Genomic DNA, 17,194 nt, shown 5'->3' with positions numbered 1-17,194 from the left:
TGACCATATTCAGATCCCAAATTCAACGGTATACAAAAACATCATCAGAAATATCAGTGCCAACCCTAATTCAAGAGGTAATTTTGTTATTGGTGTTGGTTATGATTCAAGTGTTGTTGAAGCGCAAAAGCTCGCAATGACAGTGCTGCATATGACGGAAGCTGTGTTAAAAGAGCCAGAACCTCAAGTTTTAGTTGATAATTTAGGATCTTCAACGGTTAATCTTAGAGTGTACTTTTGGATTGATACCCATCAACATAGTTTACTAAAAGTTTCTTCATTATTAATGAGAACAATATTAAATGAGTTCGAACAAGCAGGTATTAGCATGCCGGATGATGCTCGAGAGGTTATTTTTCCTGATGGTATTAAATTAACGGGCGCTGATCATTTAGTTGCAGATAAGCAAAAACAGCAAGAAAGCGATGAAGAGAAAGATAAGCTATTGAAAAAACAGGACAATCAATTGGATAATAAAGCTTTATCAACTAAAATTAAAAATCAACATCAAGACGCAGATTTTACAGAAGATTTGAGTAGCGATGCTGATACTATTCGAGAGCAGGCTAAATCTGCAAGAAACCCAGAACAAGGGCAGAATATATTGTAGCTAGTTTAACTAGATAGCATAGTAAGGTAGATTTTTAGTTCGATGAAAAGAGTATGCGAATTTGAATTTTGTGGGTAAACGGAGTCATCCCAAATGAATTGGTTACAACCTAAGGTTTTTGCAGAGCTGCTGATTAAGAGGAATACGCTCTGGTTTCTGCTGTTACTTATTTTTGTGGGTTCGTTAAACGCAAAGGAACAAGTTCTGCTGGTTGCAGAAGAGCATGTCCCTTATATTGGATTAAACATACCTAATCAAGGTTATGTACATCAAATCGTTTCAGAAGCATTTAATCGTCAAGGAATAAATGTTGATATTGTCTATTACCCCGCAGCAAGAGCCCAAAAATTAGCAATCGAAGGCAAAGTAGACGGAATTCTACCTGTTTATGAAAACAACTTACTCTCGGACACATTTCTGTATTCAAAACCCTTTCCTGGAGATGTCATAGGCTTATTGAAGCGCAAAGATACAGAGGTTTCTGTTGATATTGACAAAAAGAACATAAATGAAATATTTAGTGAATTGCGTAACTATCATTTTGGTTTGGTTAGAGGAAGCGCCTCAGAACAGTTAATTGAAGAGTCTCAATATTTAAGTAAGCAGTATGTGTCAAATAACTTAATAAATATTGATAAGCTTTACGCCAAACGAATTGACTTTGCACTTATCGATAAATTCAGTGCTGGGCACTTAATTGTTTCTCAGCGTCCTCATATGATAGGAAAGTTAGAGTTTGTTTATCCCGCTCTTGTTGATAAAGCCTTTCATATAGCCTTTACCAAAAGCAATGTAAATTCACAACGCTACTTAGAGCTATTTAATCAAGGTTTAGCGTCAATGGCGGCTGATGGTCGTCTAGCACAAATTCTAGCCAAGCATGGCTTTGCTATTTCGCCGTCTAATGAGGATAAGGAAGCAAATAAAACATCTTTGCTTATAGGTACGGTAAATAACGCGGACATGCTCATATTAAAAGACCTTTCGAGTCATTTTGAGGCCAGTAATCCTGATGTAAAACTAAGGTGGAAAGTGTTAGATGAAGAGGTGTTGCGAAAAAGGTTATTAACAGATCTGTCAATAAACGCTGGTGAGTTCGATGTTATGACAATAGGTTCATATGAGGTACCTATTTGGGCTAAAAATGATTGGATAATACCAATAGACTCTTTACCGCAGAAATACGATTTAGATGATATTGTTGAAAGCGTTAAAAATGACGTTTCCGTCAATGAACAACTTTATGCTTTACCTTTTTATGCTGAGTCTTCAGTAACTTATTATCGCGCAGATTTATTTAAACAAGCGGGCATTGTAATGCCGCAACAGCCAACCTTTGAACAAATATATGACTTCGCCAATAAACTAAATTCACCTACAAAAGGCGTTTATGGTATTTGTCTGCGTGGCAAAGCTGGATGGGGTTCGAATTTGGCATTGATTACGACTATGGTGAATAGTTATGGCGGAAGTTGGTTTGACCTAAATTGGCGACCTCAAATTGCTACTAAAGAATGGCATAATGCAGTTTCCATGTATGTTGATTTGATTACTAAATTCGGCCCTCCAAACGCAATAGATAATAATTACGTAGAAAATCTCAATCTGTTTCAAAGGGGAAAGTGTGCAATATGGATCGATGCCTCTATTGCAGCCAGTGCACTAGCTGATTCAACTCAATCTGAGTTTAGTGAGCATATTGAAATGGCAAATGCGCCAATCGCACTGCATAAAAACGGATCAAATTGGCTGTGGACTTGGTCTTTAGCAATTCCAAGCTCTTCTTCTCACAAAGAAGTCGCCACTAAGTTTGCACAATGGGCCACATCCAAAGAATACATAGAGTTAGTAGCAGAAAAGTATGGTTGGCACTTAATACCTCAAGGAACGCGTAAATCATCATACGAAAATGAAGCTTATATAAAAGCTGCGCCTTTTGCTCCAGTGGTAATGGAGACCATTAATAGTATCGACTTGTATCATTCAACATTTAAGCCTAGCCCCTATTTAGGCGTTCAATTTGTGCCTATTCCTGAATTTACATCAATGGGCGATCAAGTTGCCGAGCTTATAGCAAAGGCCTTGAGAAAAGAAATTACGATTGAGTTTGCATTGAAACAAAGTCAAATTTTGGTTGAGCGACAAATGCGAATATCGGGTTATTTTTAGTCGTATTGTGATTAAATTGAATCCGAAATAAAAATATTTGCTCTAAAACGCTATTCTACAATGAAAATCCCATCTTCCACTGTTGCGATGTATCTGGAAAGTGTACAATCGGTTTCTTGTAATAAGAACAAGATGTTATGAAAAAAATTGCGACTTTAGGGCCTCCAGGAACATTCTCTGATATGGCCACAGGTATTTATACCGCCAATCAAACAGACACCTATCAAGTGGAGTATTTTCCAACGATTGTTGGCACCCTTGCTGAAATCGGTAAAAGCTGTGATATCGGTATCATACCTATTGAAAACTTCTCCGAAGGCTTTATAGCTCTTGTATTAGATGAACTTATTGCTGCAGATTTGCATGTAGCCAGTGAGATTATTTTACCCATCAAGTTTTCTATGATCAGTAATGCTAAATCGTTATCTGAGATCCAACAACTGTATGTGCAATTTGTCGCTCGTGGCCAGTGTTTTGAGTTTTTAGATGAAATCAGCCATGCAAAAATAGTGACCACAGATAGCAATATTGAATCTCTTAATCGTTTTAAAGATGCACAAATACCCAGTGCGGCAATTGTTCCATCTACTTCGTATCGAAAAAGTGATTTTCCACTGGTTGTTGAAGAAGTAAATGACTATAAAAATAATCAAACCCGGTTTTTAGTTATGTCTAAAACGGCATTGCCTACATCAAAGGAAGCGGACAAGACTAGCCTAATTGTTCTAGACGATCATGATCATCCAGGTTATTTAGGGGAAGTACTGCTTTCATTTTCTAAGCGAAATATCAACCTCACCTCGATAATCTCTCGTCCGACGCGCAAAACGTTTGGCAAATATCATTTTTTCATCGATTTTGATGGGAATATTGATGATCCTATCGTGGCGGATGCGTTAAATGAAATTGGCAAAACGAATAATCTAAAATTACTCGGTTCCTATAAAAAGGCTAAAACCCTCAGTTAACCTGCTTTTTATTTAGGCGAGGGTAATGTTTTGGTTTTCCAGAGGATTCCATTTAACCTTTATAAATTGACGGCTATGCAATAATCACAACCTAAATTCTTAGCCATATTGTCGAACTCTACTCTTAAATTATGCAATGTTTTTTGCGAAAAATTGCATTACTAAATATGTTTAACATAGGTAAATTATGTCCACTATCACCTTATTTGCGATGCCAGGTAGTTGCTCAAGAGTTTCTTTGATTTTATTAGAAGAGGCGAAAGCTGATTACCATATTCATTGGGTGAATTTAATGAATGGCGATCACAAAACTCCTGAATTTAAGCAAATCAACCCTAAGTCGAAGGTACCAGCACTTTCTATAGCAGGCGAAGTACTGACTGAAAACCCCATGATCATCAAATATATTAGCACGCAATTTCCAGAAGCTAATTTATTACCTAAAGTCGACACTGGTTTAGCTGAATATCAGCAAATTTCTGATCTATGTTTTTGTTCATCAACTATTCACCCTTTAGTGACTCGATTCTGTATCCCTACTTTTTTTGCCGAAGAGAGTTGTGCTACCAGTGTTAAAGAAAAAGCCCTTGCTGCCTTGCATGAAGGATTAACTTGGGTAGAACAGAGGTTAGCTGAAAGCACTTGGTGGTATGGTGAACAATGGAGCGCCATGGATGCTTACATTTTTTGGATAATAACGCGTTTACAACGCTGTGATTTTAGCTTAGCAGACTTACCCAATTTAGCTCAACATACTGCAAATATGCTTAAGCGTGATTCAGTTATACGGGCTTTGGAAAAAGAGAAATTAGTCAATCAATAGAATTAAAATGCCAATAGTATTTAGGTTTTAGCGTGTTATTTCCCCGGTATTATTTGTATTGCTAAATGGCTGAGTGCAATACAGTGGGAAAGCTAATTAAAGTCGTTTTTAATGTCTGCATTTGTTTAACATTATTGACTGTTTTGAAATTAACATGGGATTAGAATAATCATATGAAACAACGAAGTATTGCAGGTACTTGGGTATCTGAGATTGGCCTAGGCTGTATGAATTTGAGTCATGCGTATGGTAACCCACCTCAAGAGAAAGAGGCTATTGCATTGCTCGAAAAAGCAATAGATTTAGGTGTTACCCATTTTGATACTGCTGCACTTTACGGTTTTGGAGCTAACGAAAAATTAGTGGGTAAAGTACTTAAACCCCATCGACAGCGTATTTTCTTGGCCAGTAAATGTGGTATGCGAGGGGTAAATGGAAAACGAATCATTGACGGCAGCCCTAAAGCTATCAGAGAGACTATAGAGCAGTCACTGTTGAGTTTGCAAACAGATGTATTGGACTTGTATTACTTGCATCGTTGGGACAAAAGTATCCCCATAGAGGAAAGTGTTGGAGAGCTTTCTCGTTTGGTGAGTGAGGGGAAAATTAAGAGCATTGGTTTGTCTGAAGTGTCCGCTGTAACTTTACGAAAAGCCCACTCGGAACATGCAATTTCGGCGCTGCAAAGTGAGTATTCATTGTGGACACGTAACCCAGAAATAGCCTGCTTAGAAACCTGTTTGGAGTTGGATATCGCATTTGTTGCCTTTTCACCATTAGCAAGAGGTTTTTTAAGTGGTGAAATTACCGATTCAAGTGGTTTATTAGACTCGGATATTCGTAAAAACATGCCACGGTTTCAAACTCAAAATTTACAAAAGAATTTAGTTTTACTTGAGCAACTCCAGAGTATCGCCAAAGAATATGATTGTAAGCTTTCCCAGTTAAGTCTTGCTTGGTTATTACATCAAGGGCCTCATGTCTTGCCAATTCCAGGCACCACACGAGTAGACCACCTCGAAGATAATATGAAAGCCTCAAAAATTGTTATTAAACCCGCTGATTTAAAAAAGCTGGAGCAGGTTTTTAATAGTAGTGCTGTCACTGGAGGCCGATATCCATCTGCCACACAGTTAGAAATTGATACTGAAGAGTTTTAATTTAAAGGCAACACCTGTTTTGCATATTCATTGGCCCAACCATACACAGATAATGGGCTTCGACGTTTTGAAACTGTGATGAACAAGCATGGAATTTTTTGTTAATGATTTTTTAGGTCCGCAACTTATCCTGTTATTAGTCATAGTTGCGGGTTTTAGCTCTTTTGTCACAGCTGGCTTTGGTGCAGGGGGAGGGGTTTTTCTGTTGCTGGTGATGGCCGCTGTTATGCCAATATCTGCAGTTATACCGGTACACGGTCTTGTTCAATTAGGCTCAAATACAAATAGGGCTATTTTAACCTTTCGCCACCTTGATAAAAAAATGCTGGTTTATTTTGGGTTGGGAGCCATTATTGGGGCATTTTCCGCGTCTTTGGTAGTCACACAACTGCCCCTAGCGTTAATGAAGTTATTACTAGGTGTGTTTGTTATTTATTTACTATGGGCAAAGCTACCAACCCTCAATGAAACGTCAGTATTCGGAAAAATTGTGGTTGGCATTGTTACCACGTTTTTGTCTATGTTTGTTGGTGCTAGTGGCCCTTTAGTGGGGAGCTATATGTACATGAACAATTATGAAAAATTAGCTTTTACTGCAACGTTTTCCTCGTGCATGACCTTCCAACATTGTTTAAAAGCTCTAGTATTTGGTGTCATAGGCTTTGCTTTTTGGGATTGGTTGCCATTAATTATTGTCATGGTATTAAGCGGCACAGTGGGTACTTGGTTTGGAATTAAGCTACTTAAAAAGCTTCCTGCAGAAAAATTTAAGCGGATTTTTAAGGTTATCTTGACGTTGATGTCTATCCACCTAATTTGGCAAGCCGGAATCGCCATATATCAATAAGTTTAGTGGTTTTGAGCTGCAATCATCAGGATGGTAAAAAATAAAAAAGCCCCGTAAAACGGGGCTTTCAGTTTACTTAGTTAACCCTTAAAAAGAAGCGGTAACTTCTTCAGAGCATGCAGTGCTTGCATCACAAATCATGTACACAAAGGTGGTACCTGAGGCGCGATACTCTTTATCACGATAACTACCGGTGTTTTCTACTGTCTCGAGTAGAGCACCATTACGGTAGATATCAACCATATCTGCACCAGAACCTGAGTATGACAAATCAACTAGCAGGTTACCGAAGCGAGATAAATAGGCTCTATCGATTTCAAGTTCAATATCGACACTGGAAACAGCAACGCTTTGAACCACTGTGTCCGATTGACCTTCAGCATCAGTTGTTGTTAAGGAAACATCATAGCTGCCCGTATCTGGGAATATATGAACTGGATTGACGTCTACCGAAGTCGCGCCGTCACCAAAGTCCCAATAGTAGCTAACAATATCATTGTTGACGTCGGTACTTTCATTGGTAAAGGTAACCTGTAAACCGTCAGATTCATAGCTAAAGGCTGATACTGGTGGCGCTTCTGCAACTTCACCTATTCCAGTAATCGTGAGTTCCCAACCATTAAGATTACCGTTATCACCGTTATAGATATCTAGCACATTTAATGTCCAATCACCGGTGGCCACTTCACCATCAAAGGCACTGGATTCAAAGCTCTCAACAATGTCATCTTCACTACCGCCAGTGTTAGCTGTAAGTACTGTTGATGTGCCAGAAGGAGAGGTCAATGTAAGAACTAAATCACCTCTATAGGTATGGGTGATATTAACAAAAGTACTAGTTCCAAAAACAGTCAATGGATCAGCAATGTTGATAACTGAATCAATACCAATATCATCAGGATCATCTTCATTCGGAAGGGTAGGTATAGAGGTGTTGTTACTATAAACAAAGTCGTTCAGCCCAAGCGGGAACACATATAAGCCTAAGGATTTTTCTTTGACAATGTCACCACTCGTTCCCGTTACTGTGAACTCGTAGTCGCCATAAGGCGTATCATCCGCCGTATCAACTGTTAGGGTAAATGTATCACCTGGCTCTACAGTGGTTGCAGATAACACACCTAGACCAGAACTATCAGTTAACGATAAGCTAACGTCACCTTCCCAATCAGAGATGCTACCCACTTCGAATGTATAAACAGCGCTTTCACCTGCGGTAATTTCCAAATTAACTGGGCTAACACTAAACTTAAAGCCTGGAGTGGGATCTGCCTCTAATAATGCCTGGTGAACATTAAGACGTTTACCAGTAACCGTTCGACCTTGCATTACCGCATTATCATCACCTGTTGCCATTAACAGGTCTTTCATCTCAAGTGCCGTTAAGTCAGGGTTAAATGACCAAACTAAAGCCGCTGCACCAGCAACATGTGGAGTTGCCATTGATGTGCCTGAATAGCTCGAATAGCCATTTCCTGGAGTAGTCGACAAAATAGCGGTGCCTGGCGCGGCCATATCGACAGTGGTTAATCCATAAGAGTACCCAGAGTCACCATCTGTACGGTTAACACTTGCCACTGAAAGGACATTGTCATTCTCATAATTAGAAGGGTAGTGAGGGAGTGCATCATTGTCAGTACCATCGTTTCCTGCTGCGGCTACAAATAATATATCTGCATCACCCGCCGCTGTAATCGAATCTTTTAAAGCTTGACTGAAAGGACCTCCGCCCCAACTGTTATTGAGTGCTCGGACGTTTACGCCAGCATCTTTTAGAGACACAAAATAATCAATACATTCAATAGCACCAGCGGTATCACCGAATCCATCTGCCGCAAGGAATTTACATCCCGCAATCGACACCTCGTGGTTTACGCCCACAACGCCAATACCATTATTACCTGTAGCACCGATAGTTCCAGAAACATGGGAGCCATGACCTTGATCATCCATCGGATCGGTATCACCGTTGACCGTATCTATGCCATACACATCATCAATATAACCATTGCCATCATTATCGATTCCGTCACCAGCAATTTCACCTGGATTCATCCACATATTATCGGATAGATCTTCATGCAAATAATCTACACCAGTATCTATAACACCAATTACAATACTGCTGTCCCCAGTGGTAATATCCCAAGCTTCGGGAGCATCAATATCAGCGTCTTCAATGCCGCCGCTTTGGCCTGTATTATTTAACCCCCATAGGGAACCAAAATCGGCATCATCTGGAATGAGCGCTCTGCTGACGATATAGTTTGGTTCTGCATATAACACAGCAGGGTCGGCTCTAAGTGTTTCAAGAGCAGATTTTACAGACCTTCCACTCAGCTTTAATTTTGCCAATCGCCCATTCATCAAATGAGAAAAGCGATCATCAATTTCATCTCTGTTTAAATCAGTAATGCGGGCAGCAATTTTAGCTCTGGCTGATTTCTTTTGGCTCACAGAAGCACCGTCTTTATATACAACTAAGACTGAGTCTGTTTTATAGCCATGCGAATTGGAAGCATAGGCATGGCTGACGGCTAGCGCTGGTAACAACGCCAGTGTGATTGCAGAAAGTTTGGCTTTCATAATTAAAGAATCCTAAATAAACACAAACAAACTTAGCTTTACGCTAAGTGACGGTTATAGATTCTCCAAACAACTTAACAATGAGTCTTGCATTTACACAACTAGTTCAGAGTAGCCCTAAATTATGGCTTTTATCCACCTTGAAGAACAAAAATACAACTTTTTTGGTAATAATATTGGGCATTTTTGTAATTCTGGTACTAAAGGATTAGGAGCAAAATCCTTACCTTTGTACGCCCATTTTAAATGTGATATTTACTAGCACTAAAGTGCTAACTGGTTGATTTGGTCAAGTTTGGTTTTTATTTAAGTGTATGATTTTTATGTTAATAATAAATACAACTTTAGGGCTATAGCGCTTGCTAGTCAGTTGGGTTTAAAGTCTTTCGCAGGTTTCAGAGCCGTATTTGTAGTGGACAAGGAGTTGTAAAAGATGATTGGAAGCCCCCGCAATAAGATTAACAGACTTTGGAGAACTCACTTTCTCAAAAACTTGGGGTCAGTTACCCTTTTTAGCGCGTTGTTACTTTCATCCTCTCCTTGCTTTTCACAACAAGACTCTCTAGACCTTGTAGACTCTCCTTTAACTTTAAGTCTAGCTCGTACCGTCAATTCTGATGCATCACAAAGCGTGCTAATTATTGATCAATACGGCATACACAACACAACACATATAATTCAAACAGCCAATTCTTCAAATCACATAAGTGTTACACAAACTGGTAATAGCAATTTTGCGGACATCACACAAATTGGGGTAGGAAACTACGTTGATTTGGTGCAAAGCGGTGATGAAAACTTGCTCGAGGTTGTACAACAAGGTGATTTTAATTTGGCGAATATAAGCCAACAAGGTGAGCAGAGTTTTATAGTTCATCAAATTGGAAACGATATGGTTGTAAACATCACCCAATATAAGAAGTAAAGCTGTTTACAATGACTCATGGAGAATAAAATGAAGTTTAGAAAAACGATAGTAGCCAGTTCTATTTTAATGGCGGTATTAGCAGCACAAGCTGGTATTGCTCAAGCACAAAATGCAGTTAAAGATGACAATCCATCAATCCAATCAGATTTCATGATTGATGCTGTGGGTAACGTTATTAACTTAACTCAATCTGCTCCCGTTGGTAATTCTGTAGGTAACGAAGCAATATTAACGCAAGAGGGCGATTTAAATGGCCTTGATATCACCATAGTCGGTGATGCAAATATGGTTGAAGCGGATCAAATGGGTGAAAGTAATATCATTTATGGCACCGTCACCGGTGATGAAAATGATGTAACTCTTTATCAAAATGGCATTCAAAATGATGCGGAAATTGTTGTCCAAGGAAATTTCAATGAAGTAGAGATTACGCAGATGGGAGATGGAGGTCCCTTTGGTTTTATTTTTAATCGTTCAATAAATGACATTACCGGTGATGACAATATATTAATTGTGGATCAAGGTGATGGTGGCAACTGGGCGAACAACTCCATTAGTGGTTACGGTAATGAAGTGGAGATTACGCAAACCGAAGATTGGCATGAGTCCTATATTAGCAATCTTGTTGGTGACGACAACGAAGTTGAGGTGGATCAAGGCGGCTACTATAACATTGCAAGTTTCTCAGAAATTACGGGTAACGATAATGAAGTTAGACTTGAATCTGACGGTGAATACAACAGTATCTACGGTTATGTCTACGGCGATGATAACAGCATAGACTTTGAACAGACTGGCGACGATAACTACGCCGAACTCGGGTTGTTTGAAGGCAATGATTCTAGTGCGGAGATCACTCAAATTGGTACCTTTAACGAAGCAACTATTGATAACCTAGGTGACGGAAGTGATTACGAGATCACTCAAATAGGTTACGGCAATACTGGTTATACAGGCGCTATTGGTGCTTATAATGACTTCTCTATTTTGCAAAATGGTGAGTTTAACTTTGCAAGTACAGTGAATTTCGATGGTTTCTACAATGAAGTAAGCATATCTCAGCAAGGGGATGAAAATACCTTATTAGCAGAAGCTGGAGTAGGGGAAGATGGTCCTAGTGGTTATTATGCTGATGGGAACATAATTGACGCTGAACAAATGGGTAACCAAAATGATGCTGTGATTCGCTTAGGCGGCAACATTGAGAGTAACTTTAATACCGTAGATGTCGCTCAAAATGGTGACTTGAATGTGTTGGACTTACTCATCGATGGTTCGGAAAATAGTGTCGATATTTTACAAGAAGGAAACGATAACTGGATTGTAGGTGAGGAAACATACGCGATGACGATTACGGGTGACGGTATGAGTCTGTCTATCTCACAAGTGGGTAACGATAACTTAGTTACTGGCAGCATGAGTGGCACCGGCGGCAGTATATCTGTTAGTCAAGTCGGCGACTATAATGTCGCTACTATTACTCAATTGTAAAAATTGGTCTTGAACAAGGGGGATTCTTCCCCCTTTTCATTTTGATCTAAGTGATGTTGTTTTTACAAATGAAGTTGATGAATAAAAATTCCTTAACACGACTTTCAAACTTAACTTTAAAGCTTACTCGAAGGTTGTGTCTTGTTGGTTTAATTTTATTTAAACCTGTCTTTGTGGCGGCGGATGAACTCGCCCTAAGTGGCCTACTGCTAGACAATACTATCAGTCGTCAAGGACATGAGTTCGCAAGCGAATTTGGTAAATACTGGCGAGATATCCCCGATACATTTGGCCAAAATGTTCACATTAAAGAAATTATTGTTCCCCAAGCCGGAACGAAATTAACAGTGCGGTTTGATAATCAAATTATTTATCAAACCTATATGGGGCGCAGGCAAACCCCAATCAAAGAACGCGTTGAAACCGCAGTGGTACTTTTAGTCGATGCTCTTTCACGCTCAGGCATGACCCAAAACAACCCTGACCTTGCGGAAGATGAATGGTAAAAATATGAAAAAAATAAAAATAGTTAATTTAACTTTCCTGATGGGAATACTTTCCTCACCACTATTGGCAACTGAACTAGTATATGAACCCATTAATCCAAGTTTTGGTGGGAACCCATTGAACGGTAGTTTTTTGCTAAGTAAAGCAAATGCGCAAAATACCCATAGTGCTTCAAGTGCCTCAAAAACCTATGCTGAGAGCTTACAAGAATCCTTAGAAAGAGCCTACATTAATAGAATCGTTAGAGAAGTGACTGATTTAGCATTTGGCGAAGTCAGTTATGATGAAAATGGTGACCCCATTGAAAGTATCTTTTCCGATGATTCCATTTTTGTTAGTGGCGAGTTTCAAGTGGAGTTAATCACCAGTAACCCTGATAGCATAATAGTTGAAATCAGCAATATCATCACCGATGAGATTACTATCGTCGAAATCCCAAGGTTCGAATAATATGAAGTATTATGTTGTATTGGCCACTTTATTGTTATCAGGGTGCAGTTCTTTTACAAATGTTATTCCTCCTGCCACTGAAGAAGCAATCGTCATTGAAGATTCCTCTACCTTAAAAGAGCTAAAAGGTTTACCTAAGCCTTTTGGTTCTATTCCTGTTTCAGTTTATGCATTTAGAGATCAAACTGGTCAATATAAACCGAGCACAGGTGCCAGTTCTTTTAGTACCGCAGTGACCCAAGGAGCAACATCTATTTTGATGCAAGCTTTAAGTGAAACTGATTGGTTTTTACCCGTTGAACGGGAAGGGTTGCAGAACATTCTTACCGAACGAAAAATAGTTAGAGCATCTCTACAAAGCGATAACAATGCTAATGAAAAAACCGAATTACCCCCCCTAACCACAGCTAAAATCATCATTGAGGGGGGAATAATCAGTTACGACTCGAATATTAAAACGGGAGGGTTTGGTGCTGAATATTTTGGTATTAATGCTTCAGAGTTATATAGAGAAGATCAAATTTCAGTTTATATGCGCGCTATTGATGTTCGAACTGGTCAAGTTTTAATTTCAGTTTCAACCAGTAAAAAGGTTCTGAGCAAAGAGGTTCGCGCGGGTTTGTTTCGCTATATCAGTTACAAAAGGCTAGCCGAAATCGAAGCGGGTTATACCACTAATGAACCTATGTTTACTTGTGTGCAACAGAGTATTGAAAAAGCTATTTCTGAACTAGTGCTCAAAGGCATTAATAAAGGGGTGTGGAAAGCGCGAACTTAGTTTGCATTTTTAAACTAATTTGATTGCATGGTACACGTTTTGAAAAACACAGAAGCTGCCTTTTAACAGGCAGTTTCTGTTGTTTGTCTAGACCAGGTGATTAACTCTACTCGATTCCTACAATTGGTTTTTCTAAAGATACTGTAGATGTGAGTTTTGACCGTATTAACACTGATATGCAGTTGATCGGCAATTTCTTGATTTTGCGCACCTTGGCTAATGTATTTGACGATAGTTTGTTCGCGCTTAGTTAAAGACTGTTGCCAGAATCCTGTTTGACTTCTGTCCACTATTTCTGTGGAAAAATTAGCATCACTCAACATTTCATTGATTAGCAACTCTAGGGCATTTCTGCGAAACCATTTTCTATCTTGTTTAATGGTGTTAATACCTTTAATCACTATTTCAAGTTTATCATTTGCGTAGAAAATACCTGTTACGCCTTGTTTAATGGCCGCAATTTCAAAGTCTAAATTACTACTTGCATTGAAAAAGATAATCTTTATTAAATTTTTGTATTTTAAAACTGGAACTTGTTGAATTGAATTTTTGTTAATTGTTTTACAATCAACAAAAATCACATCGAAAGATGCAATGTAATCAGATTTTGGGCAAAAGTTTCCAACTTGTAAATCAAATCCACAGGCATCTACAAGATCTAGAAAGTGGTTTAATTTACAGTGCCGCTTTTTGTGGATATCTTCTTTTTGAGGAGAAATTACAAACGCTCTATTTCCTTGCATAGCTTAGAGTCCTTTGAGAGTTTACTCTCTTTATTATTATGACGCTTAACGAGTTTGTAACACTCAGAATACATACATGGACCCATAAGTTCAATAAAATAAGGTAAAAAAAATATGCTCGAATTTGTTTGTTATTTGTACATTTGTCTGAGGTGAAATAAAGTAAATTAAATTAGTTACTTACACAGAATTGAGAAAATGAGTCGAGGTTATTGATAAATGAATCTATGATTTTTACAATTCATTTTTAAGCGAATTTTTGACTAAATTTAGATAGTTTTATGGTGTTTTTAAATTATTTGAAATATCACGTTTCATGACAATACGAGGGTTGTCATTTAGGTTGAAAATCAACAATGGGTACTAGTGTTTAGAGGCTTCAGTAAAATTCGAAAATTGTGTTACGATCTTCAAATCGAATAAATGCATTAACAGACTCTCTTAAAAAGTCTGTTTTTATCCTCCATATATAATGCTTTATAGATAATTATCAAAAGTTTATTGTGTGGCAAAAGGTTTATACTGATTAGCAATTTCAGTGTTAGGCCACTGTTTATATAATAAAATAGCTGCTCAGTTGGCAGTAAATTCATCCAAGAACTTAGCGTTAACGCTTACTAATTTAAAAGGCCCGTTTGATGTCAGGATTAGATCGACAAGTATTACAATCACTCCCTAAAGAAGTTCGTTTACCAAAATATAACTTGGAAACAACTACCCGTGGCATTGTACATTTAGGACCGGGTGCATTTCATCGTGCTCATCAAGCTGTGTATACCGATTTAGCTATGTCTGAACAAGGCGGGAACTGGAAGATTGATGGTGTATCCTTACGTAGTAAAGATCTACGAGACAAGTTAGCCGGCCAAGATAATTTATATTCATTAATGGTGTTGGATGAAGCTCCCTATGTACAAATTGTAGGAGCGTTTAACCAAATGTTTGTGTTAGGCGAACAGCGGCAACAAGTGATGGATGCAATGACCGATGCTGCTACCCATATTATTTCGTTAACCGTAACTGAAAAGGGCTATTGCCTTAATAGTAAAGGCGAGCTTGATAGGCAAAATTCTGACATTAAACATGATTTGGCGACACCTGAAGCCCCGGTTTCTGCCATTGGCCTTTTAGTGGCTGCATTGAACCTAAGATTTGCCGAACAGAACAGTGAATTAACTATTATTAGCTGCGACAATGTATCGGGCAATGGAGATAAACTGGCTAAAGCCGTGTTGACTTTTGCTGCAGAGATATCCAGCTCTTTGAGTCAATGGATAGAAAAGAATATTTGTTTCCCCAACACTATGGTAGACAGTATCACGCCAGCTACAAATGATGAGTTGAGAGAGAAAACTCAACAGGAAATTGGTGTGGAAGATGCTTGGCCTATTCAGCGAGAGTCTTTTAGCCAATGGGTAATTGAAGATAAATTCAGTGGTCCTAGACCTGCTTGGGATAAGGTGGGGGTTACCTTTACTGATGATGTGCATCAGTACGAAAAGGCAAAACTACGAGTGTTAAATGGTACACACTCAACTTTGGCTTATTTAGGGAGTTTATGTGGACTGGAAACGGTTTATTCAGCAATCAGTTTACCTGCAATAGAGCAGTTCATAAAAAAATTACTGTCCCAAGAAATTGTTCCATCAATTGGAAATTCAGATAGCATGAATTTAGAACAGTATGCCGAAGATATTATTCACCGATATCACAATAAGAATATTCGTCATCTGTTGGCACAAATAGCTTGGGATGGCTCACAAAAACTGCCATTTCGTATACTTAACCCGATTAGAGATAACCTGCAAAATCAGCGCAGTATCAAACTGCTTTGTGTTCCTGTAGCTGCTTGGTGCTTATTTGTTGGCAAACGTTACCAAGAGCAACAAGAGTTAGTTGATCCTATGGCACAAAGCTTACTCAAACTAGCACAGAAGCATGCTGATGATCCCCTGCAATTAACTGATGCAATCTTGGATTTAACCGCCATATTTGATGATTTGTCGAGCAATGAGGTGTTTAGAAGCATAGTTAAAGATCATGTATCGACCTTGTCCACTATCAATCAACAAAATTTGACGGATTGTTTGAACCGTTTAGAAGAATGAGTTTTCGCTTTTAGCGCTCATTCATCTGCATGTGGAAGTTTATGGGTATGTATAGAATGAAAAATGCGTTGCTAGTTTAATTGACCGTAACCTAAACATTCATTGCTTAATTTCAAAAATAGTAATAGATGTAATGATTCTGGTTTGAAAACGTTGAATTTAACGGTGTTGAACTAAGCTTATGATGTAATGCTTTCTATACTTTACCTTGCAACTCAGTGTTGACGTACGTATACTATGCGCATCTTTTGAGACGGGCTCCCTCTGAATTGGATAGTAACGTCTCGATTAGTTGGTTTAACTGACTAAGAAACTGCAAGAAAAGATACTGATTTTTCCAGAATTACCTTATTAGGTGAGTCGATTCTTGCGACCACTTATTCGACGGTCCGCACAACATCTGTTTCGCGTTTCGCATTCAGTTTGTTAAGCAGCCATAAGAGTTGAATAGTGGGTTAGGGTCCAGAAACAAAAAGCCCCGCTTGTCCGGGGCTTTTTGTTGTTATTATTGGTTTACTATATCTGGGCTTTTCGCCCTTTTTTTGTATTTGGAGCTTTATTTTTGTCACAACTTGAACAAAAACTCACGGATATGCTAGTTGCACCAGTTGAAGCTACAGGCTTTGAGCTGGTGGGAGTAGAATTTGTTCGTGCCGGAAAACACTCAACTATGCGTGTCTATATAGATCATCCCGATGGTATTACTGTTGAGAATTGCGCTGATGTGAGTTTACAGGTGAGTGCAGTGCTAGATGTGGAAGACCCCATTAGTACTGAATATAACCTAGAAGTGTCATCACCAGGCATGGATAGACCGCTTTTTAAAGAAGCCCACTATCAACAGTGCGTTGGTGAGGTTGTGGCAATACGGTTGCGTATGCCAATGAATGATAGAAGAAACTTTAAAGGTACATTGTTAAGTGTAGACAATGGAAATTTAACGGTAGAAGTTGATGGTCAAGAATTCGTTTTAGCCGTGGCAAATATCGAAAAAGGTAATTTGGTTCCAACATTTTAAGAAAGATT

Annotated in this window: 14 protein-coding genes and 1 pseudogene; 13 read left to right on the top strand and 2 right to left on the bottom strand. The window is 38.7% G+C overall.

Annotation, left to right across the window (positions count from 1 at the left end):
• From ABJV04_RS19325 to ABJV04_RS19300, 6 genes and pseudogenes are all read left to right on the top strand, one after another.
• Positions 1-610 (top strand): annotated as a pseudogene (locus tag ABJV04_RS19325) (mechanosensitive ion channel family protein); the annotation flags it as partial.
• 93 nt (positions 611-703) lie between these two features.
• Complete coding sequence (locus ABJV04_RS19320; protein ID WP_348493236.1) at positions 704-2,779, top strand: extracellular solute-binding protein; 2,076 nt, start codon at positions 704-706, stop codon at positions 2,777-2,779.
• A 137-nt stretch (positions 2,780-2,916) separates the two neighbouring features.
• Complete coding sequence (locus ABJV04_RS19315; protein ID WP_348493235.1) at positions 2,917-3,747, top strand: prephenate dehydratase domain-containing protein; 831 nt, start codon at positions 2,917-2,919, stop codon at positions 3,745-3,747.
• A 187-nt stretch (positions 3,748-3,934) separates the two neighbouring features.
• Entirely contained in the window at positions 3,935-4,570 is a 636-nt protein-coding gene (locus ABJV04_RS19310) for a glutathione S-transferase family protein (protein ID WP_348493234.1), read from the top strand.
• Between the two features lie 173 nt (positions 4,571-4,743).
• A complete protein-coding gene (locus ABJV04_RS19305) occupies positions 4,744-5,730 on the top strand; it encodes an aldo/keto reductase (RefSeq protein WP_348493233.1) in 987 nt (328 codons plus the stop codon).
• Positions 5,731-5,818: 88 nt separating this feature from the next.
• Positions 5,819-6,577: a sulfite exporter TauE/SafE family protein gene (locus ABJV04_RS19300; RefSeq protein WP_348493232.1), complete on the top strand. Its 759-nt coding sequence runs from the start codon at positions 5,819-5,821 to the stop codon at positions 6,575-6,577.
• Positions 6,578-6,664: 87 nt separating this feature from the next.
• On the opposite strand, the gene ABJV04_RS19295 is transcribed toward ABJV04_RS19300, so the two are convergent.
• Positions 6,665-9,163: a S8 family serine peptidase gene (locus ABJV04_RS19295; protein ID WP_348493231.1), complete on the bottom strand. Its 2,499-nt coding sequence runs from the start codon at positions 9,161-9,163 to the stop codon at positions 6,665-6,667.
• 433 nt (positions 9,164-9,596) lie between these two features.
• On the opposite strand from ABJV04_RS19295, the gene ABJV04_RS19290 reads away from it, so the two are divergent.
• The 5 genes from ABJV04_RS19290 (at position 9,597) to ABJV04_RS19270 (ending at position 13,317) form a co-directional block, all read left to right on the top strand.
• Positions 9,597-10,088, top strand: a complete 492-nt coding sequence (locus ABJV04_RS19290; RefSeq protein WP_348493230.1) for a curlin subunit CsgB — start codon at positions 9,597-9,599, stop codon at positions 10,086-10,088.
• Between the two features lie 30 nt (positions 10,089-10,118).
• Positions 10,119-11,582, top strand: a complete 1,464-nt coding sequence (locus ABJV04_RS19285) for a curlin (protein WP_348493229.1) — start codon at positions 10,119-10,121, stop codon at positions 11,580-11,582.
• Between the two features lie 77 nt (positions 11,583-11,659).
• Entirely contained in the window at positions 11,660-12,088 is a 429-nt protein-coding gene (locus ABJV04_RS19280; RefSeq protein ID WP_348493228.1) for a CsgE family curli-type amyloid fiber assembly protein, read from the top strand.
• Positions 12,089-12,092: 4 nt separating this feature from the next.
• Positions 12,093-12,539: a curli assembly protein CsgF gene (locus tag ABJV04_RS19275; RefSeq protein WP_348493227.1), complete on the top strand. Its 447-nt coding sequence runs from the start codon at positions 12,093-12,095 to the stop codon at positions 12,537-12,539.
• 1 nt (position 12,540) lies between these two features.
• Positions 12,541-13,317 (top strand): CsgG/HfaB family protein, encoded by a 777-nt coding sequence (locus ABJV04_RS19270; RefSeq protein ID WP_348493226.1) that lies wholly within the window; start codon positions 12,541-12,543, stop codon positions 13,315-13,317.
• A 62-nt stretch (positions 13,318-13,379) separates the two neighbouring features.
• Here the strand turns inward: ABJV04_RS19270 and ABJV04_RS19265 are convergent, their stop codons facing one another.
• Positions 13,380-14,060 (bottom strand): response regulator transcription factor, encoded by a 681-nt coding sequence (locus tag ABJV04_RS19265; protein WP_348493225.1) that lies wholly within the window; start codon positions 14,058-14,060, stop codon positions 13,380-13,382.
• 638 nt (positions 14,061-14,698) lie between these two features.
• On the opposite strand from ABJV04_RS19265, the gene ABJV04_RS19260 reads away from it, so the two are divergent.
• Positions 14,699-16,168: a mannitol dehydrogenase family protein gene (locus ABJV04_RS19260; protein WP_348493224.1), complete on the top strand. Its 1,470-nt coding sequence runs from the start codon at positions 14,699-14,701 to the stop codon at positions 16,166-16,168.
• 562 nt (positions 16,169-16,730) lie between these two features.
• Complete coding sequence (rimP, locus tag ABJV04_RS19255) at positions 16,731-17,186, top strand: ribosome maturation factor RimP (protein ID WP_348493223.1); 456 nt, start codon at positions 16,731-16,733, stop codon at positions 17,184-17,186.
• The last annotated feature ends 8 nt before the right edge of the window (positions 17,187-17,194 follow it).

The sequence above is a fragment of the Aliiglaciecola sp. genome, assembly GCF_039982535.1.
In the GTDB taxonomy this organism is placed as follows: Bacteria; Pseudomonadota; Gammaproteobacteria; order Enterobacterales; family Alteromonadaceae; genus Aliiglaciecola.
This window is presented reverse-complemented; position numbering and strand designations above follow the sequence as displayed.